The organism is Pseudomonas sp. NGC7, from assembly GCF_047159675.1.
GTDB classification, from domain to species: domain Bacteria; phylum Pseudomonadota; class Gammaproteobacteria; order Pseudomonadales; family Pseudomonadaceae; genus Aquipseudomonas; species Aquipseudomonas kermanshahensis.
Genome location: NZ_BAAFZY010000001.1, coordinates 1,168,357 through 1,188,783 on the forward strand (window position 1 = coordinate 1,168,357; position 20,427 = coordinate 1,188,783).

Sequence of the window (20,427 nt, forward strand, 5' to 3'; positions counted from 1 at the left end):
CTTGGGCGTGAGGCCACATCAGTTGACTTGAGTATCGCCCTGGCGATTGTCGTTTGTCTCAGCGCTTGCGGTTGGCGCGACTGGCAGGTTGCGGGCGATCAGGCCGCGATACGCTGCGGCGCCCAGGCATGCGCCAAGGATCGGTGCGAACACCGGTACCAGGAAATAAGGAATGTCCCGTCCGCCAGTGAAGGCGATTTCGCCCCAACCGGCCAGGAAAGTCATCAATTTTGGCCCGAAATCGCGGGCTGGGTTCATCGCAAAGCCGGTCAGCGGCCCCATGGCGCTGCCGATCACGGCAATCAGCAGGCCGATGAGCAGCGGCGCCACAGCGCCACGTGGTAGGCCATTGTTGTCGTCGGTCAGGGCCATGATCACGGCCATGAGGATGGCGGTGATGACCACTTCCACCAGGAACGCCTGGCCAGTAGACAACGAGGGGTGCGGATAGGTGGAGAACACCGACGCCAGCTCCAGGCTTTCGCTGCTGCCTCGTAGCATGGCGTGGGCTTGTTCGAAATCGAAGAACAGGTTGCTGTACAAGGTGTAGACCAACGCTGCGCCGCAGAAGGCGCCGCATACCTGGGCCAGCATGTAGAACGGCAGTTTGCGCTTGTCGAAGCCGGCGAACAGGGTGAGGGCGATACTCACGGCCGGGTTCAGGTGCGCGCCGGAAACACCAGCGGTGAAGTAGATCGCCATGCTCACGCCGACGCCCCAGATAATGCTGATTTCCCACAGGCCGAAGCTGGCACCCGCGACTTTGAGCGCGGCGACGCAACCGGTGCCGAAAAAGATGAGCAGGGCGGTGCCAAGAAATTCGGCCAGGCATTGGCTGGACAAGGTGGGTTCGCGTAGAGCAGTCGTCATGTATGACCTCGTTTTTTTTGTTGTGAGGCGCGTGGCGCTCGACAGCAAAGCCCGGAGTCGATCCCCATTGACCCCAGGCAGATACAGGAAATGCACCTTAAATGTGCACCATTTCTTCAGAAACGAAAAAATATAGACAAGAAACGCTTATGTCAAAGGTCGAAAGTGAACGGTCAGTCACGTTTTGGACGTAGTGTGGGGTCGCGAAACCGCACGCTAGACAGGTGCGTAGCCTCCGAACTGGCTGGGATGTGGGATATGTCCTAAAGTAGCCGCCGACTTGTCCCTGACCGGAGCCTGCGCATGACCCCCGCCCTAGACCTGTTGAAAAAAGCCCGCGCCGAGCATCGTGTGCACAGTTATGAGCACGATCCTAAATCGGCCTCCTATGGTTTGGAGGCAGCGGAAAAGCTCGGGCTTGATCCGCAGCAAGTGTTCAAGACCTTGCTGGCGAGCAGTGAGAAAGGTGAGTTGCTGGTGGCCGTGGTGCCGGTGGTGGGCACCTTGGACCTCAAGGCACTGGCCCATGCGGCGGGTGTGAAGAAGTGCGAGATGGCCGACCCGGCGGCGGCCCAGCGGGCTACGGGGTATCTGGTCGGTGGCATCAGCCCGTTAGGCCAGAAGAAGCGCTTGCGCACCTTTATTGATGACTCGGCGCAGAACTTTGCAACCATCCATGTCAGCGCCGGGCGGCGTGGGCTGGAGGTGGAGTTGGCGGCGGCGGTGCTGGCTGAGCATACCCAGGGCACGTTTGCCGGTATTGGCAGGGGTTGAAATCGCAGGGGCCGCTGCGCAGCCCATCGCCGGCAAGCCAGCTCCCACCCGAACTGTGTAGCCTCCAAGTCTAGCGCCGCACCTGTGGGAGCTGGCTTGCCAGCGATGAGGCCAGACAAGCACCACAAGACAGTTGCTGGAACGGTACCACTTTCAGGGTTAGCACTGTACCTGTGGGAGCCGGCTTGCCGGCGATGGGCCGCTAACGCGGCCCCAGTTTTCGGTCAGGTCGCCGAGCTGTAGCGGCGAACGCCATTTTCCTGCCGTGGCAACTGCGCCGCGACACTGCCCGGCACTGGGAACAGCACCAGGTGATCGGCCGCCACGGCAATCCCTACACCCTCACCGACCTGATGATCGATATGGCTTGGGAAAATCGCCTCCAGTTGGCTGCCGGTTGGCAGTTGCAGGCGATACAGGGTCGAAGCCCCCAGGAAGCTCTTGCCCACGATACTGGCGCGCAGCAGGCTGTCTGGCGCATACACGATATCGTCAGGGCGCAGCAGCACATCCACCGAGCTGCCTGGCGCCATGATGTAGGCGCGGTTACCGCGCAATTCGCCAAGTTCGGTATTGACCGCCTCGTGGCTGCTCATCTGGCCGCGGATGAAGTAGCCCTGGCCAATGAAGCTGGCCACGAACGGCGTCTGCGGCTCGTGGTAGAGGTTGTAAGGCGTATCCCACTGCTCCAGGCGACCTTCCTTGAACACACCCACCTGGTCGCTGACGGCAAACGCTTCCTCCTGGTCGTGGGTCACCAGAATGGCGCTGGTACCCCGGCTCTTGAGGATGTCGCGCACCTCATGGCTCAAGCGGCGGCGCAGTTCCACGTCGAGGTTGGAGAACGGCTCGTCGAGCAGCAGTAACTGAGGCTCTGGCGCCAACGCGCGGGCCAGGGCGACCCGTTGCTGCTGCCCACCGGACAGCTCGTGCGGATAGCGACCGCCCAAGCCGCCCAGCTTTACCAGTTCGAGCATCTCTTCGACCACCTCACCCTGGCGCGGGTGCTTGGCGATGCCGAAGGCGATGTTCTGGGCCACGGTCAGGTGCGGGAACAGGGCGTAGTCCTGAAACACCATGCCGATGCGGCGTTTTTCCGGAGCCAGGGTGAAGCCGGCACGGGAAATGACCTCGCCCGCCAGTTGGATCTCGCCTTCATGGATAGGCTCGAAACCGGCGATGGCGCGCAGGGTGGTGGTCTTGCCGCAACCGGATGAACCCAGCAGGCAACCAATGTCGCCTGCGTTCAGGTGCAGGTTGAGGTTCTGGACGATGCGCTGGTCGCCGTAGCCGCAGGCGAGGTTGCGCAGGTTGAGCAGTAGGGGTTGACTCATGCGTGGTGGTAAGCCGGTTCTACAAGGAATTCGAGAAGGGCCTTCTGTGCATGCAGGCGGTTTTCAGCCTGGTCCCAGGCGACCGAACGAGGGTCGTCGAGCAGGTCATGGCTGATTTCCTCACCACGGTGGGCGGGCAGGCAGTGCATGAACAGGGCGTCGGGTGCCGCCAGGTCGAGCAGTTCGCGGGTGACCTGGTAAGGCGCGAAATGCGCCAGGCGGCGTGCAGTTTCCTCCTCCTGGCCCATGGAAGTCCAGACATCGGTGGTCACCAGGTGGGCGCCGCGCACGGCTTCCTTCGGGTCGCGGATGATCTGCACGCGATCACCGCCCAGCGCCATGAAGCGTGGGTCCGGGTCGTAGCCTTCTGGGCAGGCGATGCGCAGCTGGAAATCGAACTGCTGGGCGGCTTCGATATAAGAGTTACACATGTTGAAGCCATCGCCGATCCACGCCACGGTCTTGCCCTGGATCGAGCCACGGTGTTCGACGAATGTCTGCATGTCGGCCAGCAGTTGGCACGGGTGCGACTCATCGGACAGGCCGTTGATCACCGGTACGCGCGAGTTGGCGGCGAACTCGGTGAGGGTGCTGTGGGCGTGGGTGCGGATCATCACCACGTCGACCATGCTCGACAGCACGATGGCGCTGTCGCTGATTGGCTCGCCACGGCCCAGCTGGGTGTCGCGAGGTGACAGGAAGATGGCCTGGCCGCCGAGCTGGATCATGCCTGCCTCGAACGACACGCGGGTCCGGGTCGAGGACTTTTCGAAGATCATGCCCAGCACGCGGTTTTTCAGCGGCTCGAACAGTACGCTTCGCTTGCGCAGGTCCTTCAGCTCGATGCCGCGGCGGATCACCCCGAGCAATTCGTCGGTGGTGAAGTCCAGCAGGGAGAGAAAGTGCCTAGCGCTCATGTTTGACTACCTTATCTGCAACGGTATGCAGGTCGACCGTATGGTTTTTTTTGACAACGGGAGTGACCTGCGGCGTAAGCCGCACGGGGCGGACGAAATAGGGAAAGGCGCAATACTATAATTAAATGTCGCCTGAAACCAAGAGGGGAAACAGCAGCTCTGTTGCAAAGGGTGTCGTTACCCCTTGAGCGTGCGCTGTTTTTTATTTGCTACAGAGGTTGTACACGGCTTGCCCGCAATTTGGCAAATACGTGTCGCGAATCGTTTGCCTGATGTCGGGGAATTCACAGCGCAAAGTGCGCTGGCGAGGGCCGTAGGCCGGGCGCATAGTCGTGATCAGACCCATGACAACGCAGAGGCGGCCATGACCAAGACCCTGCATCACCGTGCCTGTCACCTGTGCGAAGCCATTTGCGGGCTGAACATCGAAGTCAGCCATGAAGACGATGGCCGGGCGCTGATCAGCTCGATCAAGGGCGACCCCGATGACCCGTTCAGCCGTGGCCATATCTGCCCCAAGGCGGTGGCCTTGCAAGACATCCAGAACGACCCCGACCGCCTCCGTCAGCCGCACCGTCGGGTTGGCGAACGCTGGCAGGCGATCAGCTGGGACGAGGCCTTCGCCCTGGCGGCCGACAAGCTGTGGGCCATCCAGCAGGCGCATGGTCGCAACGCGGTGGCGGTGTATCAAGGCAACCCCAGCGTGCACAACTACGGGCTGATGACCCACAGCAACTATTTCCTCGGCTTGTTGAAGACCCGCAACCGGTTTTCGGCCACCTCGGTGGATCAGTTGCCCCAACACCTGGCCAGCCACCTGATGTACGGCCACGGTCTGCTGTTGCCGATCCCGGACATCGACCACACCGACTTCATGTTGATTCTGGGCGGCAACCCGTTGGCATCCAATGGCAGCATCATGACCGTGCCAGATGTGGAGAAGCGCCTGAAGGCCCTGCGTGCCCGGGGCGGTCAACTGGTGGTAGTGGACCCGCGGCGCAGCGAAACCGCGGCCATGGCTGACCGCCACGTGTTCATCCGCCCCGGCGGCGATGCAGCATTGCTCAGTGGCCTGCTCAATACCCTGTTCGACGAAGGCCTGACCCGCGCGTCGCACGTGCCGGTCAAGGGTGTTGATCAGGTGCGCAACGCAATTGCCCCGCTGACCGCTGAAGCCATGAGCCCGCTGTGCGGGATTGCCGCTACCGATATTCGCCAGCTGGCGCGTGATTTTGCGGCTGCCGACAAGGCCGTCTGCTACGGCCGCATGGGCGTATCGACCCAGGCCTTCGGCACCGTGTGCCACTGGCTGGTGCAACTGATCAACCTGGTCACCGGCAACCTGGATCGCGTGGGCGGCGCCCTGTGTACCGAGCCTGCAGTCGACGTGGTGGCGAGTACCTCGGGTGGGCATTTCAATGCCTGGCAAAGCCGGGTTTCGGGGCTGCCGGAGTACGCCGGCGAGCTGCCGGTGGCTGCACTCGCCGAAGAAATGCTCACGCCCGGTGACGGCCAGGTGCGGGCGCTGGTGACCGTGGCGGGCAACCCGGTGCTGTCCACGCCCAATGGTCGACAGCTGGACGAGGCGCTGGAGGGGCTCGAGTTCATGCTCAGCATCGACCTTTACATCAACGAGAGCACCCGCCATGCCGATTTGATCCTCCCTTCCACGTCGGCGCTGGAGAACGACCACTACGACAGCACCTTCAACTTGCTGGCGGTACGCAACGTGACACGCTTCAACCGCGCGATCCTCGCCAAGCCAGAAGGCGCGTTGCACGATTGGGAGATCTTTGTCGGCCTGGCCAAGGCCTTTGCCGAGCGTGCGGCATTGGAGCTCAAGCCGACCCTGCCCCCGGCGCAGATGATCGATTGGGCTTTGCGCAAGGGGCGCTATGGTGATGAATCGGCCTGGAAGCTCTCGATCGAAACACTGGATCGACACCCCCACGGGCTCGATCTGGGGCCGCTAGGCGCCAATCTGCAAGCGCGCCTGCGCACCGCCAGCAAGGCCATCGAGGCGGCCCCTCAGGTGCTGCTCGACGACTTGACCAGGGTTGCTCGACAGGCACCGTTGGCCGCTGGGGCGTTGTTGTTGATTGGCCGCCGCCACGTGCGCAGCAACAACTCGTGGATGCACAACTTCCACCGGCTGGTCAAAGGCAAGCCGCGCCACCAGCTGTTAATGCACCCTGATGACCTGCTGCAACGGCAACTGCAGGATGGCCAGCGCGTGCGCATACGTTCGCGTACCGGCACCCTTGAGGTTGAAGTGCAGGCGTGTACCGACATGATGCCGGGCGTGGTCAGCCTGCCACACGGCTACGGCCATGGGCGCCAGGGCGTGCACCTGCAGGTCGCCCAGGGGCAACCCGGGGTCAGTGCCAATGACCTCACCGATGAGCGCTTGCGCGATCAGGTGTCGGGCAATGCCGCCCTCAATGGCGTGCCTGTGCACGTCGAGGCCGCCTGAGCAACGGCAAGGCCGAGCATACCGCTCGGCTTTCCGATACAATGCGTCACCGTGCCGACCATCGAGTCGGAAAGTTCAGACGAGGTGTTCCATGGATATCATCGAAACGATCAAAGAGCAGATTGCCAACAACACCATTCTGCTTTACATGAAAGGCTCGCCGAATGCCCCGCAGTGCGGGTTCTCGGCCAAGGCATCGCAAGCTGTGATGGGTTGTGGCGAGAAGTTCGCCTACGTCGACATCCTGCAGAACCCGGAAATCCGCGCCAACCTGCCCAAGTACGCCAACTGGCCAACCTTCCCGCAACTGTGGGTAGCAGGCGAGCTGGTCGGCGGTAGCGACATCATGCTGGAAATGTTTGAAAACGGTGAGCTGCAAACCCTGATCAAGGATGCTGCTGCCAAGGCGAAGGCTTCTGAAGCCTGATCCTCGAACGCCCATAAAAAAACCCGCTCATGGCGGGTTTTTTTATGGGCCGGATTTTACTCTTCGCCCATCTGCGACTGCAGGTAGTTCTCGATGCTGATCTTGTCGATCAGGCTCAGCTGGGTTTCCAGCCAATCGATGTGCTCTTCCTCGGACTCGAGGATGTCTTCGAGCATTTCACGCGAACCGAAGTCGCCAACGGTTTCACAGTGAGCGATGGCGGCTTTCAGGTCGATCAGGCCTTTCTGTTCGATCTTCAGGTCGCACTCGAGCATTTCTTTGGTGTGCTCGCCGATCAGCAGCTTGCCCAGGTCCTGGACGTTCGGGATGCCTTCGAGGAAGAGAATACGCTTGATCAGTTTGTCAGCGTGCTTCATCTCGTCGATGGATTCCTTATACTCGTGCTTGCCGAGTTTGTTCAGGCCCCAATCTTCGTACATGCGTGCGTGCAGGAAGTACTGGTTGATCGCGACCAGCTCGTTTCCGAGGATCTTGTTGAGATGCTGGATGACGCTTACGTCGCCTTTCATGACGGGTTCCTGCCCTGTAGAAGTGTGCCAATACAGAGAAGTTTGAGCCTGATACTTAGGGCTGTCAAACCTAAGTTATTGAATAATAAGTGAAAATGAATAGGAATAAGAATGTTTGTGAAGCGCGTTGGAGTGCTAAGTTATTGAATTGCGGGCATAAAAAACCGGACGCTAGGTCCGGTTCTTCAAAATAGGGGGGTTCAAGCGGCGGTAAATTCTACCGGATAGGGCAGGGCAGCCTGGCTGACCTGAAGATCGGTCAAGGTCTCGCGGACCACTTGCTTGGCAAGGCAGGCACATTTACCGCATTGGCTGGCGACGTTGGTCGCGGCTCGAACTTCCTTGTAGCTGCAGCATCCGTCATAGATCGCATCGCGGATCTGTCCGTCGGTCACGCCGACACAAAGACACACATACATAAAGTCGGACCATCGCTGGTTGAGATGGTCTGGAGCTTAATGGTAATGAGAATGCTTGTCAAAAGTCTTTCTGAGAGGGGTGTGCTTGAGCGACCGGCGGTTGGATTCGGTCTGTCATGAGAAGCCGTGTATGATGGTCGGCCTTTGTTGGATGTCGGGCAAGCCCGTCTGGCCCGGCAAACGGTTTTTCACCCTCATCAGGAGATAACAATGAGCGTACTCGTTGGTAAACAAGCCCCCGACTTCACCGTTCCCGCTGTACTGGGCACTGGCGAAATCGTCGACAGCTTCAACCTGGCCTCGGCCATCAAGGGCAAGTACGGCCTGGTGTTCTTCTACCCGCTGGACTTCACCTTCGTCTGCCCGTCCGAGCTGATCGCCCTGGACAACCGCATCCCAGACTTCCAAGCTCGCAACGTTGAAGTGATCGGCGTTTCGATCGACTCGCACTTCACCCACAACGCCTGGCGTAACACCCCGGTCAACAACGGCGGCATCGGCCAGGTGAAGTACACCCTGGCTGCCGACATGACCCACGAAATCTGCAAAGCCTACGACGTCGAGTCCGAAGGTGGCGTGGCCTTCCGTGGTGCCTTCCTGATCGACACCAACGGTGTTGTCCGTTCGCAGATCATCAACGACCTGCCACTGGGCCGTAACATGGACGAACTGCTGCGTCTGGTTGACGCCCTGCAATTCCACGAAGAGCACGGCGAAGTCTGCCCTGCCAACTGGAAGAAAGGCGACAAAGGCATGAACGCTTCGCCAGAAGGCGTTGCTGCATACCTGAGCGAGAACGCTGGCAAGCTGTAATTGCCAAGCGCATAAAAAAACCGGCCCTGGTGGCCGGTTTTTTTGTGCCTGGAATTTGAGTCTTCCAGTGTCTGTTCTGCTCTCATCGCTGGCAAGCCAGCTCCCACAGGTACCCCACAATATTCAAGCCTGTGGTAATCCTGTGGGAGCCGGCTTGCCGGCGATGAGGCATTCAACTCAGTCGTTGAAATCGCGCCAGCCGCCCATTTCCTTCCAGCGGTTGACGATGCCGCAGAACAGCTCGGCCGTCTTCTCGGTGTCGTAGCGCGCCGAATGCGCCTCACGCCCGTCAAAGTCGATGTCGGCACTCTGGCAGGCCCGCGCCAGCACGGTCTGGCCATACGCCAGGCCCGCCAGGGTGGCGGTGTCGAAGCTGGAGAACGGGTGGAAGGGGTTGCGCTTGAGGTCGTTGCGGTTGACCGCGGCATTGAGGAAGCCCAGGTCGAAGCTGCTGTTGTGGCCGACCAGGATTGCGCGCTTGCAGCCGTTGGCCTTGAGCGCTTTGCGCACGCCGCGGAAGATATCGGTCAGCGCGCTTTCTTCACTCACTGCCATGCGCAGCGGGTGGTCCAGCTTGATGCCGGTGAACTCCAGTGCGGCAGCCTCGATATTAGCCCCCTCGAACGGCTCTACCCGGTGGAAGTAGGTGTGTTCGGGGAACAGGAAGCCTTTCTCGTCCATGCCGATGGTGACGGCGGCAATTTCCAGCAAGGCATCGGTGGCGCTGTTGAAGCCGCCGGTCTCGACATCCACCACCACTGGCAGGTAGCCACGGAAGCGCTCAGCCATCGGGTGGCGCGAGCCGCTGCCGGCCTGGCCGTCCTGATCGTCTTCGTAGAGGTCTTCGCTCACGCGTTTTCCTCCAGCAGGCGCCAGCGCAGCGTCTCGCCGGCACGCAGCGGTATCACGGTCTGCTCGCCAAACGGCAGGCTTTCAGGGGCAGTCCACTCTTCGCGGACCAGGGTGATGGTGTCGGTGTTCGCCGGCAGGCCATAGAAGGCCGGGCCGTGCAAGCTGGCGAAGCCTTCGAGTTTGTCCAGCGCGTTACGCTGCTCGAACGCTTCGGCGTACATCTCGATGGCCGCGTACGCGGTGTAGCAGCCGGCGCAACCGCAGGCCGCTTCCTTGGCGTGACGGGCGTGAGGGGCCGAGTCGGTGCCGAGGAAGAATTTCGGGCTGCCACTGGTGGCAGCATCCAGCAGCGCCACCTGGTGGGTGTTGCGCTTGAGGATCGGCAGGCAGTAGAAGTGCGGGCGGATGCCGCCAACCAGCATGTGGTTGCGGTTGTACAGCAGGTGCTGGGCGGTAATGGTGGCACCGACGTTGGCCGAGGCCTCGGTGACGAACTGCGCGGCATCGCTGGTGGTGATGTGTTCGAACACCACTTTGAGCGTCGGGAAGCGTTCGACCACACGGCGCATGTGCTCGTCGATGAAGCGCTTCTCGCGATCGAACACGTCGATCTCGCTGCGGGTCACTTCACCGTGCACCAGCAGCGGCATACCAACGTCGGCCAGCGCTTCGATAGCGGGGAAGATGTTGTCGATGCTGGTCACGCCTGAATCGGAGTTTGTCGTGGCGCCGGCCGGGTACAGCTTGGCGGCGTACACGATACCGCTGGCCTTGGCCGCGCGGATGTCCTCGGGGCTGGTGCGGTCGGTGAGGTAAAGCACCATCAGCGGTTCGAAGCGGCTGCCGGCCGGGCGCGCGGCAAGGATGCGCTCACGGTAGGCGCCAGCTTCGACAGCATTGCGCACCGGCGGTACGAGGTTGGGCATGATGATGGCACGGGCGAAGGTACGCGCCACATCGCCAACGGTATGGGGCAGGACGGCACCATCGCGCAGATGGATGTGCCAGTCGTCGGGACGCAGGAGGGTCAGGCGATCGGACATTGGGGATTCCAGGCGGGTCGAACTCAAGGCCCAATGCTACCGGAAAACCCTGGGCCGAGCACGGCTATCAAGTTTTTCAGGTGGCGTCCGATACCCTGCAGGTAAGCCGTCAGAATTTGTGGAGCCGCCCGTGCGCCAGCGTTACCTAGCCCTGTTGACCCTGTTCGCCAGCCTGCCGGCCGGTGCACTGACTTTCCAGACGCGCATGGAGAACATTGCCTGGCAAGTCGAGGGCGACCAGTTCCAGTGCCGCCTGATCCAGCCGATCGACGGTTTTGGCAGTGGCGAGTTCGTGCGCCGGGCCGGTGAGCTGCCGGTATTCCAGCTGCGTTCGTACAGTAACGCGCTGGGGGCTGGGTCTGCGACGTTGCTGGCCGCGGCGGCGCCTTGGCAGCCGGGGCGTGGTGATATCAACCTGGGTGTGGTGCGGATGGCGCGTAGCGGCGTGCTGTTCAGCTCGTCCCAGGGGCAGGCCGGCCGACTGATCAATGGTTTGCTCGATGGCCGCAGCACGGTGGTGCGCAATTACAACGGTGAGGCGGGGCGGGCCATGGAGGTGCGAGTACTGCCGGTGAGTTTCGCCAAGGCCTACAGTGACTACCAGGCCTGTGCCAGCAAGTTGCTGCCGATGAATTATGACCAGGTGAGGCAGACGCAGGTGGGCTTCCCGGGGGGTGGCATCGATCTGGACGATTCGGCTCGGTCCCGGCTGGACGTTGTGCTGGATTACATGAAAGCCGACCCGACGGTTAACCACATCCAGCTCGATGGGCACTCCGACAACAGTGGAAACCGCCTGACCAACCGTGACCTGTCGCGCCGCAGGGCAATGGCCGTGGCGGACTACTTCAAGGCCCATGGCGTGCCCGAAGCGCAAATCACCGTGCGCTTCCATGGCGAGCGTTACCCATTGGCGAAGAACAACAATGCCGCTAACCGGGCCCGCAACCGGCGGGTGAGTATCGAGCTGGACCGGGTCGCGATGGTTGAAAAACCGGTGGAGAAGCCGGTTGAGCAAACCGTGCCAGCTGCTGCTCCGGCGCCAGCTAGCCCGGCTGCCGTGGCGCCAGGGGCGAAGCTACCCTGAGGTCGTGGGGGCATGGCAGGTGATTGCTTCGGGGCCATTGGGGGTTCGCCACAGCATATTCAGCGCCTGTGAGATCGAGCGCCGCCCGCGCGGCGCTCGATCTGACAGGCGCTACACCTCTCAAGCCATGCCCCCGCATGCCCAGACCGCAATACCTCCCAAGCATCCATTCAGGCAACGTCGCGCCCTCGACAATTACTGTCGCTTTGTCGTCAGAAGCTGTCGCCCCACTGTAAATTTTTCCATAACGCCGTTAGAATCGACCCCTTTCCGTACAACCCCGTGGAGTGATGGCATGGCGGACGTAAATAAGGTCGTACTGGCGTATTCCGGCGGCCTTGATACTTCGGTGATTCTCAAGTGGCTGCAGGATACCTACAACTGCGAAGTGGTGACCTTCACCGCTGACCTGGGTCAGGGCGAAGAGGTCGAGCCGGCCCGTGCCAAGGCACAGGCAATGGGTGTGAAAGAGATCTACATCGACGACCTGCGCGAAGAATTCGTGCGTGACTTCGTGTTCCCGATGTTCCGCGCCAACACCGTCTACGAAGGCGAGTACCTGCTGGGTACCTCCATCGCCCGTCCGCTGATCGCCAAGCGCCTGATCGAAATCGCCAACGAAACCGGCGCCGACGCCATTTCCCATGGCGCGACCGGCAAAGGCAACGACCAGGTGCGTTTCGAGCTGGGTGCCTACGCGCTCAAGCCGGGCGTCAAGGTCATCGCCCCATGGCGTGAGTGGGACCTGCTGTCCCGCGAGAAGCTGATGGACTACGCCGAGAAGCACGGCATCCCGATCGAGCGTCATGGCAAGAAGAAATCGCCGTACTCGATGGACGCCAACCTGCTGCACATCTCCTACGAAGGCGGTGTCCTGGAAGATACCTGGACCGAGCACGAGGAAGACATGTGGCGCTGGAGCGTCTCCCCGGAGAACGCCCCGGACCAGGCTACCTACATCGAACTGACCTACCGCAACGGTGACATCGTTGCCATCGATGGTGTCGAGAAGTCTCCGGCTACCGTCCTGGCTGACCTGAACCGCATCGGTGGTGCCAACGGCATCGGCCGTCTGGACATCGTCGAGAACCGTTACGTCGGCATGAAGTCGCGTGGCTGCTACGAGACCCCTGGCGGCACCATCATGCTGCGCGCCCACCGTGCGATCGAGTCGATCACCCTGGACCGCGAAGTCGCTCACCTGAAAGATGAGCTGATGCCGAAGTATGCCAGCCTGATCTACACCGGTTACTGGTGGAGCCCGGAGCGCGTGATGCTGCAGCAGATGATCGACGCTTCGCAGGTCAACGTGAACGGCGTGGTACGCCTGAAGCTGTACAAGGGCAATGTCACCGTTGTCGGCCGCAAGTCGGACGACTCGCTGTTCGATGCCAACATCGCGACCTTCGAAGAAGACGGCGGCGCCTACAACCAGGCCGACGCTGCGGGCTTCATCAAGCTCAATGCACTGCGCATGCGCATTGCCGCCAACAAGGGCCGTTCTCTGCTCTAAGTACTGGCAAGCGTTGCACGAACCCCGGCTCAGGCCGGGGTTTTTTTTTGCGGCGTCATGCAACTGGCCTCAACCCCTGTGATTGACGACGTCCTCTTGGAGCGCACTGATAGACAGGCGTGCGCATTGGCGCTTGTCCAGATTAAGGAATTGCCACGTGCGTGTTGATTCAGGCGCGTGTGCGAGTGCCACGAGGATATGCTGTTCCAGCCTTTGTTGTGCATCGGGGCCAGTAAAGATAACGGTCACAGGTTCAGGCGATTCAGTTTCTGGGTGGTCGGTTTTTACTTTTTTTATGGCAGGGTTATAGAACGACTTGTAATTGAAGTTCAGGGTTAGAAAGAACAGTGCTGTAAGGAAAAACGGAAAGCCGACCAGAAACCAGGTATAGAGACTCTGGCTGGATTCGCTGAGAAACGGCAGCGTTGCAAGGGCGGATGCTTCGATGATCCCCGCGAAGATAGCAATGATCGTCAGCGGGGCGACAGGTTGTACGTCGGGCATGATGGCTGTCTCCTGCGGTTTTGCTCATCATTACCGTACTGTTATGCTCAACTAAAGGCTGTAGTGTTTCCCGACTGTGCCTTGCTGGCGTAACAGCGGGTGTCTGATTTTTTTCGCGCATTTAAAGTGGAGTATTCGTCGCGCGGAAGTTTGTTTTCAACTGGTTCAGTCGATTGGGTCAGTGCTACGTTTCTTGCGAGACATGAATACTCACGATTAGCGTGCTGCAGGGTTTTGTGTAGGAAATTTCTGTAAGTGTTGTAGGGCTCGTCTATTCATGAGTTTCATTGACAAATCGCCGCGCCATTAAGCGTTCTGTCGGTTATCGTGGCGTGCCACAGCAAAAATAATGAATGAATGGATATCACATGAATAAAGTCCTTATCGTGGATGACCATCCGGTCATACGCCTGGCCGTGCGCATGCTGATGGAGCGGCATGGGTATGACGTCGTTGCGGAAACCGATAACGGCGTGGCTGCCTTGCAACTGACGCGTGAGCACCTGCCGGATATCGTGGTGCTGGATATCGGGATTCCCAAGCTCGATGGCCTTGAGGTCATCGCCCGCATGGCGGCATTCAGCCCAAGCAGCAAGGTGCTGGTGCTGACCTCCCAGGTACCTGGGAACTTCTCGATGCGTTGCATGCAGGCGGGTGCGGCGGGTTATGTGTGCAAGCAGCAGGAGCTGACCGAGCTGCTAAGCGCCATCAAGGCGGTGTTGTCAGGCTACAGCTATTTCCCTAATCAGGCCTTGCATGCCTCGCGAGGCAGGGGCAGTGGTGGCAGCGAGACGGACATGGTCAACCGTCTCTCGGCCCGGGAGATGACCGTTTTGCAGCAGCTGTCGCGCGGGCGCTCGAATAAGGAAATTGCCGACAGCATGTTCCTCAGCAACAAGACTGTCAGCACCTACAAGTCCCGTTTGCTGCTCAAGCTCAACGCCCGGTCGCTGGTAGACCTGATCGAGCTGGCACAGCGCCACGGGTTGAACTGACCGCTGCGCTGCAAAGCCTCCCGCTGGGAGGCTTTGCAAGGGTCTATAAGTCGTAGTCGAAATCGGCCAGTTGCTTCTGCAGGCGTCGCTCTTCCAGCAGGTTGTCGATGGTGCGACGTTTACTGAGGTTGGTCTTTGCAGTCTCTACCTGGGGCTCCGCTTCATCATCTGCGGCAACAAAATCATCTTCGATTGACAGGTCGTCTTTATCAGCACTCATGAGTCGCTCCAAGCCAAGGGGCCGTTGGCCGTCCTTATAACCAGAAAGCTGACGCTGGTAAAAAAGATTTTTTCAATCGCCCAGGGTGGTTTTTAACTATCGGCTCAATCGTCAGACGTCTTGTGCTTGTATTCGCACAGGTCTTCGATTCGGCAGCTCCCACAGCGGGGCTTTCGCGCCTGGCATACATAGCGCCCATGAAGGATGAGCCAGTGGTGGGCATCGAGCAGGTAGGGCTTGGGTACGAACTTGATCAGCTTCTTCTCGACTTCCAGCACGGTTTTACCGGGTGCGATACCGGTGCGGTTACTGACCCGGAAAATATGCGTGTCTACCGCCATGGTCGGCTGCCGGAACGCCGTGTTGAGGACCACGTTGGCCGTTTTGCGGCCCACACCGGGCAGTGCTTCCAGCGCTTCGCGGGTTTCAGGCACCTGGCTGCCATGGCGCTCGATCAAAAGCCGGCAGGCTTCGATCACATTCTTGGCTTTGCTGTTGTAGAGCCCGATGGTCTTGATGTATTCGCTCAGCCCTTCGACGCCCAGGGCGTAGATGGCCTCCGGGGTATTGGCGACCGGGAACAGCCGGGCGGTGGCCTTGTTGACGCCTACGTCGGTGGATTGCGCTGAAAGGGTCACGGCGACAAGCAACTCAAATGGCGTGGTGTAGGCCAGTTCCGTTTTCGGGTCAGGGTTGTCTTCGTGCAGCCTGCGAAAGATCTCCAGGCGTTTTGCGGCATTCATGGACTCAGGGCTTTCCTTGACGACGTGGGTGGGCAGGGCCCGGACGCAGGTGATTGTACAGGGCCAACAGCACTCCGAGCAGTAGCAGTGCACCCGGGGCGAGGTTGGCAAGTTGCACGCCCAGCGCTTCGTCCAGCCCTTGGCGACAGGCGCCGAGCACAAGGTATGCAGCCAGCAGGCCACCCAGGTGCAGTAGCAATGAGCGCCATCGACCTGCTTCCGGCAGCAGCCGGTCCATTGCCAGGCACGTCAGGCACAACAGGGCGGGGTACGGGCCCAAGAGCAGCGCCATGGGCAGCAGCCAGGCACGCAGGGCCAATTGCAGGCAACTGGCCAGGCCAGCGAGTATCAGCAAGCTTGCCAGCACGTAGGCCGCCCCATGCAGGCGGTTGCGCAATGGCATCAGCAAGGCTTGATGCAGGCCAACCATCAACACCGCGCACCCGCCCATGACAGCCGCCATGGGCAGCGTTTGCGTCGTCCCTAACAGCGGGGCGAGGGCGGCGACCAGCACGTAGTCCCTATTCATGGGGGAAGCCCTCAAGGAGTGCGTGACGATGCTCATCGAAGTAGCGCAGGGCATCTTGCAGCGCCTCGATCACTGCCCGCGAGGTGACTGTTGCGCCTGCCAATTGGTCGAAGTCGCCTTGGTCACGCTTCAGTGCCCAGTGATCACCCAGGCTGCGATTGGCAAACTGCGTCAGCCAGTGCACCTGCGGGTCGGCAAGGCGCCCGCCGAGCCCGGGGCTTTCCTGCTGCTCGACCACCTGGCTGCCCAGCAGGCGCCCGTCAGGCGTGATGGCGATGGTCAAGACGATCGGCCCAGCATAGCCCTGGACCTGGGTGATCAGGACGACCGCTGCAGGTGTGCCCGCCAGCGTTGCCCGATAGGCCGACACGATGCGGCTGTGCGCAAGTTGTGCGTCGGGCGTTGGCAGGGGGGTATCCAATGGGTGATTGTCGTAACTAGCCTCGGGGAGCACTGCCAGCCGCTGGCGGCTCTGCAGCTGTTTTTCGGCTTCGCCGATAGTGGGCGTGGTCCATGTGCGCCAGATCAGCGTCGTCGACAAGGCCAACGCCGCTGTCGCGAGCAACACTGCCGCCTGCGCGAGGGGCTTCATCGGGCAGCCTCTTGGCGGCGCAAGGCCAGCCGTTCAAGGCTGGGGACCATGAGGTTCATCAGCAGGATGGCGAACGCCGTGCCATCGGGGTAACTGCCCCAGGTACGGATCAGGTAGATCAGCAGGCCTGTGCCAAAGCCGAACAGCAGCTTGGGCCACTCGCTTTTGGGGCTGGAGACAGGCTCGGTGGCAATGAAAAAAGCCGCCAGCATGGTCGACCCAGAGAACAGGTGCAGCAAGGGCGAACCGTTGGAATCGGAGCCTGAGCCGTTCCAGCCCAGCAGGCTGAACAACAACAGGCCAGCCAGCAAACCCACTGGCGCGTGCCAGCTGAACACTTTGCGCTGGAGCAGAAACAACCCGCCCAGCAGAAACGCCAAGTTGACCCATTCGCTGCCGCGCCCACCGATGCTGCCGAACCCGGGGTGGCTGGCGAACAGTTCATCGATGGTCAGGCTGCGGTTGTGGCGCAGGCCGTCCAGTATTGTCGGTTGTGCCCAGGCATCAATGTGCTCGCCGCCGCCCACTACCTGTTGCAGGCTCTCGAGCAACCCCGGCGCGTGCCCTGGCCAATGGTTCATCTGCAACGGGAAACTCAGCAGTACGAAGGCGTAGCCCACCATGGCTGGGTTGAACAGGTTGCGGCCGACACCGCCGAAGGCCTGTTTGCCAACCCCGATCGCCACCCCAGCAGCGACCATGGGCAGCCACCAAGGGGCCAGCGCAGGAAGGGCGGCCGCCAGCAGCACCGCAGTGACCAGCGCACTGCCGTCGCTCAGCGTCGCACCTACAGGTTGGCCGCGCAGGGCCAATAGCAGCGCTTCGCAGAGCAACGCTGCACTGGCACACAGCAGCAGGTTGCACAGCAGCCCCCAGCCCTGCACCCACAGCAGTGCTAGCAAACCGGGGGCACAGGCCAGTAGCACCAGGCCCATGCTGGTACGCAGGCGTGGGTCAGGCTTTGCCTTGGTCGGGGTCATTGCGCAAAAAGTCCGTTGAAACCGGAAAATGCCAAGGCCATGATGCCCGCACCGAGCAATTCGACTGGCAGGCCGCGCAGGGCAACAGGTATGTCGGCATGGGCGCTGCGCTGGCGCAGGTCCGCGAACAGGGCCAGCGCAAGCCACAAGCCCACGCCGGCCAGCAGGCCTTTGCTCAGCGTCGCGAGCCAGGCCGTGCCAGCGCTTGTCTCCTCCAGGGCCAACCCCAGCACGGCGACGTTGCTCAGCAGCACTGCAGGCAGGTCTGCCACGGGCCAGTCGGCGCGTAGCCTGGCCAGCGCCGATGGCACGCCGTAGGCCAGCAATGCCAACCAGGGCAGCAACAGGAACAGGCTCAGGTCGTGGAGCTGCCAAGGGTCGAGCACCAGCCACCTGAGCAGGTGAGCGCCGATCATGGCGAGTGCCACGGACAAGGCGCAGGCCAGGCCGAGCACATGCACGCGCAGCCACGATATTGGCTGTTGCTGCAGGCACAGGTGATTGATCAGGGTGGCGCTGATCAGGACCAGAAGGTAGTCACTCATGACATGACGATAGCCGGGAATCGTGTCGATTGTCCGGCATTCAGCGGGTGATAGAACAGCCCCGGCACAGAGGCCGGGGCTGGGGGCTTACTTGATGCGTTGGCCTGGCTTGGCGCCACTGTCCGGGCTGAGCAGGTAGATTTCTTCACCGCCAGGGCCGGCAGCCATGACCATGCCTTCCGACACGCCAAAGCGCATTTTCCGAGGCTTGAGGTTGGCGACCATCATGGTCAGGCGGCCTTCCAGCTTGGACGGGTCGGGGTAGGCCGACTTGATGCCGGAGAACACGTTGCGGCGTTCGTCACCGATGTCCAGCGTCAGTTGCAGCAGCTTGTCGGCACCGGGTACGGCCTCGGCCTTGACGATCAGGGCCACGCGCAGGTCGACGGCGGCAAAGGTATCGAATTCGATTTCCGCCGACAGCGGGTCCTTGGCCAGTTCGCCATTGCCGGCCGGCGCCTGGGCTTCGGCGGCCAGCAGGTCTTCTTTGCTGGCAGCGACCATGGCTTCGACCTTGGCGGGTTCGATACGGCTCATCAGTGCCTTGAAGGCATTCAGGCTGTGGTTTTCCAGGCGCGACTGGTGGTCGTTCCAGGTCAGCGGCGCGACATTGAGGAAGGCCTCGGCGTCGGCAGCCAGCACCGGCAGTACCGGCTTGAGGAAGATCACCAACTGGCGGAACAGGTTGATGCCTTGGGCGCAAATGGCCTGGACTTCGTCCTGCTTGCCTTCCTGCTTGGCCAGCGACCAGGGCGCCTTGTCGGCGATCCAGGCGTTGGCGCGGTCGGCCAGGGCCATGATTTCACGCATCGCGCGGGCGAAGTCACGGCTCTCATAGGCTTCGGCGATGGACGGCGCGGCTGCCAGGAAGGCTTCGGTCAGCTCGGGTGCGGCATCACCGGCCACCATCACGCCGTCGTTGCCTTTGTGAATGAAGCCTGCGCAACGGCTGGCGATGTTGACCACCTTGCCGACCAGGTCGGAGTTGACCTTCTGCACGAAGTCTTCCAGGTTCAGGTCCAGGTCATCGACGCCACGGCCCAGCTTGGCCGCGTAGTAGTAACGCAGGTATTCCGGCTGCAGGTGATCCAGGTAGGTACGGGCCTTGATGAAGGTGCCGCGCGACTTGGACATCTTGGCGCCGTTGACGGTCAGGTAGCCGTGCACGTTGACCGCAGTTGGCTTGCGGAAGCCCGCGCCTTCGAGCATGGCTGGCCAGAACAGGGCGTGGAAGTTGACGATGTCCTTGCCGATGAAGTGGTACAGCTCGGCGCTGGAGTCTTCCTTCCAGAAAGCATCGAAATCCAGCTCTGGGCGGCGCGCGCAGAGGTTCTTGAAGCTGGCCATGTAGCCGATTGGCGCGTCCAGCCAGACGTAGAAATATTTGCCCGGCTCGCCCGGGATCTCGAAGCCGAAATACGGCGCATCGCGGGAGATGTCCCACTCTTGCAGGCCCGAGTCCAGCCATTCGGCGAGCTTGTTGGCGACGGCATCCTGCAAGGTGCCGCTACGGGTCCACTGCTGCAGCATGGCCTGGAAATCAGGCAGCTTGAAGAAGAAGTGCTGGGAATCACGCAGTACCGGGGTGGCACCGGAGATGGCCGACTTGGGGTTCTTCAGCTCGGTCGGGGCGTAGGTTGCGCCGCACTTCTCGCAGTTGTCGCCGTACTGGTCTTCGGCCGCGCACTTGGGGCAGGTGCCCTTGATGAAGCGGTCGGCCAGGAACATGCCCTTTTCGGGGTCGAAGTACTGGGTCACCGAACGGGTGGCAATGTGGCCGGCGTCACGCAGGCGCGTGTAGATCAGGCTGGACAGCTCGCGGTTTTCTTCGCTGTGGGTCGAGTGGAAGTTGTCGAAATCCACCAGGAAGTCAGCAAAGTCGCCGCTGTGCTCGGCCTGGACATTGGCAATCAACTGCTCGGGGGTGATGCCTTCCTTCTCGGCGCGCAGCATGATGGCCGAACCGTGGGCGTCATCGGCGCAGACATAAATGCACTGGTTGCCGCGTAGTTTCTGGAAGCGGACCCACATGTCTGTCTGGATGTACTCGAGCATATGGCCAAGGTGGATCGATCCATTGGCATAGGGCAGGGCGCTGGTGACGAGAATCTGACGTGGCTCGGACATGGTGGCTCGGCTACTTATCTGGCTACGGGGTAAAAATGAGGGTGATCGGCCACTATAAAGGGCTGGCGAAGATATTTCACCCCACAGACGCACCTGCTGACGATTGACGGGTTAGGATAGGCGCCTGTTTTACATTCAGT

The 20,427-nt window shown here is 61.1% G+C and carries 22 protein-coding genes; 7 read left to right on the forward strand and 15 right to left on the reverse strand.

Features of this window, described 5'->3' with window-relative positions:
- Positions 1–18 precede the first annotated feature (18 nt).
- Complete coding sequence (locus ACMCNM_RS05275) at positions 19–870, reverse strand: MIP/aquaporin family protein (RefSeq protein WP_027594186.1); 852 nt, start codon at positions 868–870, stop codon at positions 19–21.
- A 303-nt stretch (positions 871–1,173) separates the two neighbouring features.
- Between ACMCNM_RS05275 and ybaK the strand changes: the two genes are divergently transcribed.
- Entirely contained in the window at positions 1,174–1,644 is a 471-nt protein-coding gene (gene ybaK, locus ACMCNM_RS05280) for a Cys-tRNA(Pro) deacylase (protein ID WP_054899441.1), read from the forward strand.
- 224 nt (positions 1,645–1,868) lie between these two features.
- Here ybaK and ACMCNM_RS05285 read toward each other — a convergent pair whose 3' ends face one another.
- Complete coding sequence (locus tag ACMCNM_RS05285) at positions 1,869–2,978, reverse strand: ABC transporter ATP-binding protein (protein WP_186682767.1); 1,110 nt, start codon at positions 2,976–2,978, stop codon at positions 1,869–1,871.
- The gene (gene argF, locus ACMCNM_RS05290; RefSeq protein WP_085273557.1) at positions 2,975–3,895 is read right to left on the reverse strand and encodes an ornithine carbamoyltransferase; all 921 of its coding nucleotides are present in this window, start codon (positions 3,893–3,895) and stop codon (positions 2,975–2,977) included. Before argF ends, ACMCNM_RS05285 begins: the two co-directional genes overlap by 4 nt.
- A 364-nt stretch (positions 3,896–4,259) precedes the next feature.
- On the opposite strand from argF, the gene ACMCNM_RS05295 reads away from it, so the two are divergent.
- Positions 4,260–6,368, forward strand: coding sequence for a molybdopterin-dependent oxidoreductase (locus tag ACMCNM_RS05295; protein WP_412764050.1), 2,109 nt, complete (start codon positions 4,260–4,262; stop codon positions 6,366–6,368).
- A 91-nt stretch (positions 6,369–6,459) separates the two neighbouring features.
- On the forward strand, positions 6,460–6,795 hold the full coding sequence (gene grxD, locus ACMCNM_RS05300; RefSeq protein WP_012313029.1) for a Grx4 family monothiol glutaredoxin: 336 nt from the start codon (positions 6,460–6,462) through the stop codon (positions 6,793–6,795).
- 56 nt (positions 6,796–6,851) lie between these two features.
- Here grxD and bfr read toward each other — a convergent pair whose 3' ends face one another.
- On the reverse strand, positions 6,852–7,325 hold the full coding sequence (bfr, locus tag ACMCNM_RS05305; RefSeq protein ID WP_027594191.1) for a bacterioferritin: 474 nt from the start codon (positions 7,323–7,325) through the stop codon (positions 6,852–6,854).
- Between the two features lie 200 nt (positions 7,326–7,525).
- The gene (locus ACMCNM_RS05310) at positions 7,526–7,744 is read right to left on the reverse strand and encodes a bacterioferritin-associated ferredoxin (protein ID WP_099455144.1); all 219 of its coding nucleotides are present in this window, start codon (positions 7,742–7,744) and stop codon (positions 7,526–7,528) included.
- Positions 7,745–7,954: 210 nt separating this feature from the next.
- Here ACMCNM_RS05310 and ACMCNM_RS05315 point away from each other — a divergent pair, with 210 nt between their 5' ends.
- Positions 7,955–8,557, forward strand: a complete 603-nt coding sequence (locus ACMCNM_RS05315) for a peroxiredoxin (protein ID WP_027594192.1) — start codon at positions 7,955–7,957, stop codon at positions 8,555–8,557.
- 177 nt (positions 8,558–8,734) lie between these two features.
- Here ACMCNM_RS05315 and rnt read toward each other — a convergent pair whose 3' ends face one another.
- The gene (gene rnt / locus ACMCNM_RS05320) at positions 8,735–9,346 is read right to left on the reverse strand and encodes a ribonuclease T (protein WP_371097688.1); all 612 of its coding nucleotides are present in this window, start codon (positions 9,344–9,346) and stop codon (positions 8,735–8,737) included.
- Between the two features lie 59 nt (positions 9,347–9,405).
- Complete coding sequence (gene pyrC, locus ACMCNM_RS05325) at positions 9,406–10,452, reverse strand: dihydroorotase (protein ID WP_186682762.1); 1,047 nt, start codon at positions 10,450–10,452, stop codon at positions 9,406–9,408.
- A gap of 130 nt (positions 10,453–10,582) precedes the next feature.
- Between pyrC and ACMCNM_RS05330 the strand changes: the two genes are divergently transcribed.
- Both ACMCNM_RS05330 and ACMCNM_RS05335 read left to right on the forward strand, forming a co-directional pair.
- Positions 10,583–11,539, forward strand: coding sequence for an OmpA family protein (locus ACMCNM_RS05330; protein ID WP_186702564.1), 957 nt, complete (start codon positions 10,583–10,585; stop codon positions 11,537–11,539).
- Between the two features lie 295 nt (positions 11,540–11,834).
- Positions 11,835–13,052 (forward strand): argininosuccinate synthase, encoded by a 1,218-nt coding sequence (locus tag ACMCNM_RS05335; protein WP_027594196.1) that lies wholly within the window; start codon positions 11,835–11,837, stop codon positions 13,050–13,052.
- Positions 13,053–13,121: 69 nt separating this feature from the next.
- Here the strand turns inward: ACMCNM_RS05335 and ACMCNM_RS05340 are convergent, their stop codons facing one another.
- Entirely contained in the window at positions 13,122–13,556 is a 435-nt protein-coding gene (locus ACMCNM_RS05340; protein WP_186682757.1) for a hypothetical protein, read from the reverse strand.
- Between the two features lie 368 nt (positions 13,557–13,924).
- Between ACMCNM_RS05340 and ACMCNM_RS05345 the strand changes: the two genes are divergently transcribed.
- A complete protein-coding gene (locus ACMCNM_RS05345) occupies positions 13,925–14,551 on the forward strand; it encodes a response regulator transcription factor (RefSeq protein WP_027594198.1) in 627 nt (208 codons plus the stop codon).
- A 43-nt stretch (positions 14,552–14,594) separates the two neighbouring features.
- Here ACMCNM_RS05345 and ACMCNM_RS05350 read toward each other — a convergent pair whose 3' ends face one another.
- The 7 genes from ACMCNM_RS05350 to metG all read right to left on the reverse strand — a co-directional run bounded on the left by ACMCNM_RS05350 (position 14,595) and on the right by metG (position 20,287).
- Positions 14,595–14,771, reverse strand: coding sequence for a PA3496 family putative envelope integrity protein (locus ACMCNM_RS05350; RefSeq protein ID WP_027594199.1), 177 nt, complete (start codon positions 14,769–14,771; stop codon positions 14,595–14,597).
- 104 nt (positions 14,772–14,875) lie between these two features.
- Positions 14,876–15,514, reverse strand: coding sequence for an endonuclease III (nth, locus tag ACMCNM_RS05355; RefSeq protein ID WP_027594200.1), 639 nt, complete (start codon positions 15,512–15,514; stop codon positions 14,876–14,878).
- Positions 15,515–15,518: 4 nt separating this feature from the next.
- On the reverse strand, positions 15,519–16,043 hold the full coding sequence (locus ACMCNM_RS05360) for an Rnf-Nqr domain containing protein (RefSeq protein WP_412764051.1): 525 nt from the start codon (positions 16,041–16,043) through the stop codon (positions 15,519–15,521).
- A complete protein-coding gene (locus tag ACMCNM_RS05365; RefSeq protein ID WP_412764052.1) occupies positions 16,036–16,635 on the reverse strand; it encodes an RnfABCDGE type electron transport complex subunit G in 600 nt (199 codons plus the stop codon). Before ACMCNM_RS05365 ends, ACMCNM_RS05360 begins: the two co-directional genes overlap by 8 nt.
- Positions 16,632–17,615, reverse strand: a complete 984-nt coding sequence (locus tag ACMCNM_RS05370; RefSeq protein ID WP_412764053.1) for an RnfABCDGE type electron transport complex subunit D — start codon at positions 17,613–17,615, stop codon at positions 16,632–16,634. Before ACMCNM_RS05370 ends, ACMCNM_RS05365 begins: the two co-directional genes overlap by 4 nt.
- A complete protein-coding gene (locus ACMCNM_RS05375; protein WP_186682751.1) occupies positions 17,612–18,160 on the reverse strand; it encodes an Rnf-Nqr domain containing protein in 549 nt (182 codons plus the stop codon). The genes ACMCNM_RS05370 and ACMCNM_RS05375 overlap by 4 nt, the downstream gene beginning before the upstream one ends.
- An 87-nt stretch (positions 18,161–18,247) precedes the next feature.
- Complete coding sequence (gene metG, locus ACMCNM_RS05380) at positions 18,248–20,287, reverse strand: methionine--tRNA ligase (protein ID WP_027594205.1); 2,040 nt, start codon at positions 20,285–20,287, stop codon at positions 18,248–18,250.
- Positions 20,288–20,427 lie beyond the last annotated feature (140 nt).

Bases quoted from the DNA above. Each gene is read 5' to 3' on its own strand.
- ACMCNM_RS05275 (WP_027594186.1), bottom strand. From the start codon at position 870: ATGACGACTGCTCTACGCGAACCCACCTTGTCCAGCCAATGCCTGGCC.
- ybaK (WP_054899441.1), top strand. From the start codon at position 1,174: ATGACCCCCGCCCTAGACCTGTTGAAAAAAGCCCGCGCCGAGCATCGT.
- ACMCNM_RS05285 (WP_186682767.1), bottom strand. From the start codon at position 2,978: ATGAGTCAACCCCTACTGCTCAACCTGCGCAACCTCGCCTGCGGCTAC.
- argF (WP_085273557.1), bottom strand. From the start codon at position 3,895: ATGAGCGCTAGGCACTTTCTCTCCCTGCTGGACTTCACCACCGACGAA.
- ACMCNM_RS05295 (WP_412764050.1), top strand. From the start codon at position 4,260: ATGACCAAGACCCTGCATCACCGTGCCTGTCACCTGTGCGAAGCCATT.
- grxD (WP_012313029.1), top strand. From the start codon at position 6,460: ATGGATATCATCGAAACGATCAAAGAGCAGATTGCCAACAACACCATT.
- bfr (WP_027594191.1), bottom strand. From the start codon at position 7,325: ATGAAAGGCGACGTAAGCGTCATCCAGCATCTCAACAAGATCCTCGGA.
- ACMCNM_RS05310 (WP_099455144.1), bottom strand. From the start codon at position 7,744: ATGTATGTGTGTCTTTGTGTCGGCGTGACCGACGGACAGATCCGCGAT.
- ACMCNM_RS05315 (WP_027594192.1), top strand. From the start codon at position 7,955: ATGAGCGTACTCGTTGGTAAACAAGCCCCCGACTTCACCGTTCCCGCT.
- rnt (WP_371097688.1), bottom strand. From the start codon at position 9,346: ATGGCTGAGCGCTTCCGTGGCTACCTGCCAGTGGTGGTGGATGTCGAG.
- pyrC (WP_186682762.1), bottom strand. From the start codon at position 10,452: ATGTCCGATCGCCTGACCCTCCTGCGTCCCGACGACTGGCACATCCAT.
- ACMCNM_RS05335 (WP_027594196.1), top strand. From the start codon at position 11,835: ATGGCGGACGTAAATAAGGTCGTACTGGCGTATTCCGGCGGCCTTGAT.
- ACMCNM_RS05340 (WP_186682757.1), bottom strand. From the start codon at position 13,556: ATGCCCGACGTACAACCTGTCGCCCCGCTGACGATCATTGCTATCTTC.
- ACMCNM_RS05345 (WP_027594198.1), top strand. From the start codon at position 13,925: ATGAATAAAGTCCTTATCGTGGATGACCATCCGGTCATACGCCTGGCC.
- ACMCNM_RS05350 (WP_027594199.1), bottom strand. From the start codon at position 14,771: ATGAGTGCTGATAAAGACGACCTGTCAATCGAAGATGATTTTGTTGCC.
- nth (WP_027594200.1), bottom strand. From the start codon at position 15,514: ATGAATGCCGCAAAACGCCTGGAGATCTTTCGCAGGCTGCACGAAGAC.
- ACMCNM_RS05360 (WP_412764051.1), bottom strand. From the start codon at position 16,043: ATGAATAGGGACTACGTGCTGGTCGCCGCCCTCGCCCCGCTGTTAGGG.
- ACMCNM_RS05365 (WP_412764052.1), bottom strand. From the start codon at position 16,635: ATGAAGCCCCTCGCGCAGGCGGCAGTGTTGCTCGCGACAGCGGCGTTG.
- ACMCNM_RS05370 (WP_412764053.1), bottom strand. From the start codon at position 17,615: ATGACCCCGACCAAGGCAAAGCCTGACCCACGCCTGCGTACCAGCATG.
- ACMCNM_RS05375 (WP_186682751.1), bottom strand. From the start codon at position 18,160: ATGAGTGACTACCTTCTGGTCCTGATCAGCGCCACCCTGATCAATCAC.
- metG (WP_027594205.1), bottom strand. From the start codon at position 20,287: ATGTCCGAGCCACGTCAGATTCTCGTCACCAGCGCCCTGCCCTATGCC.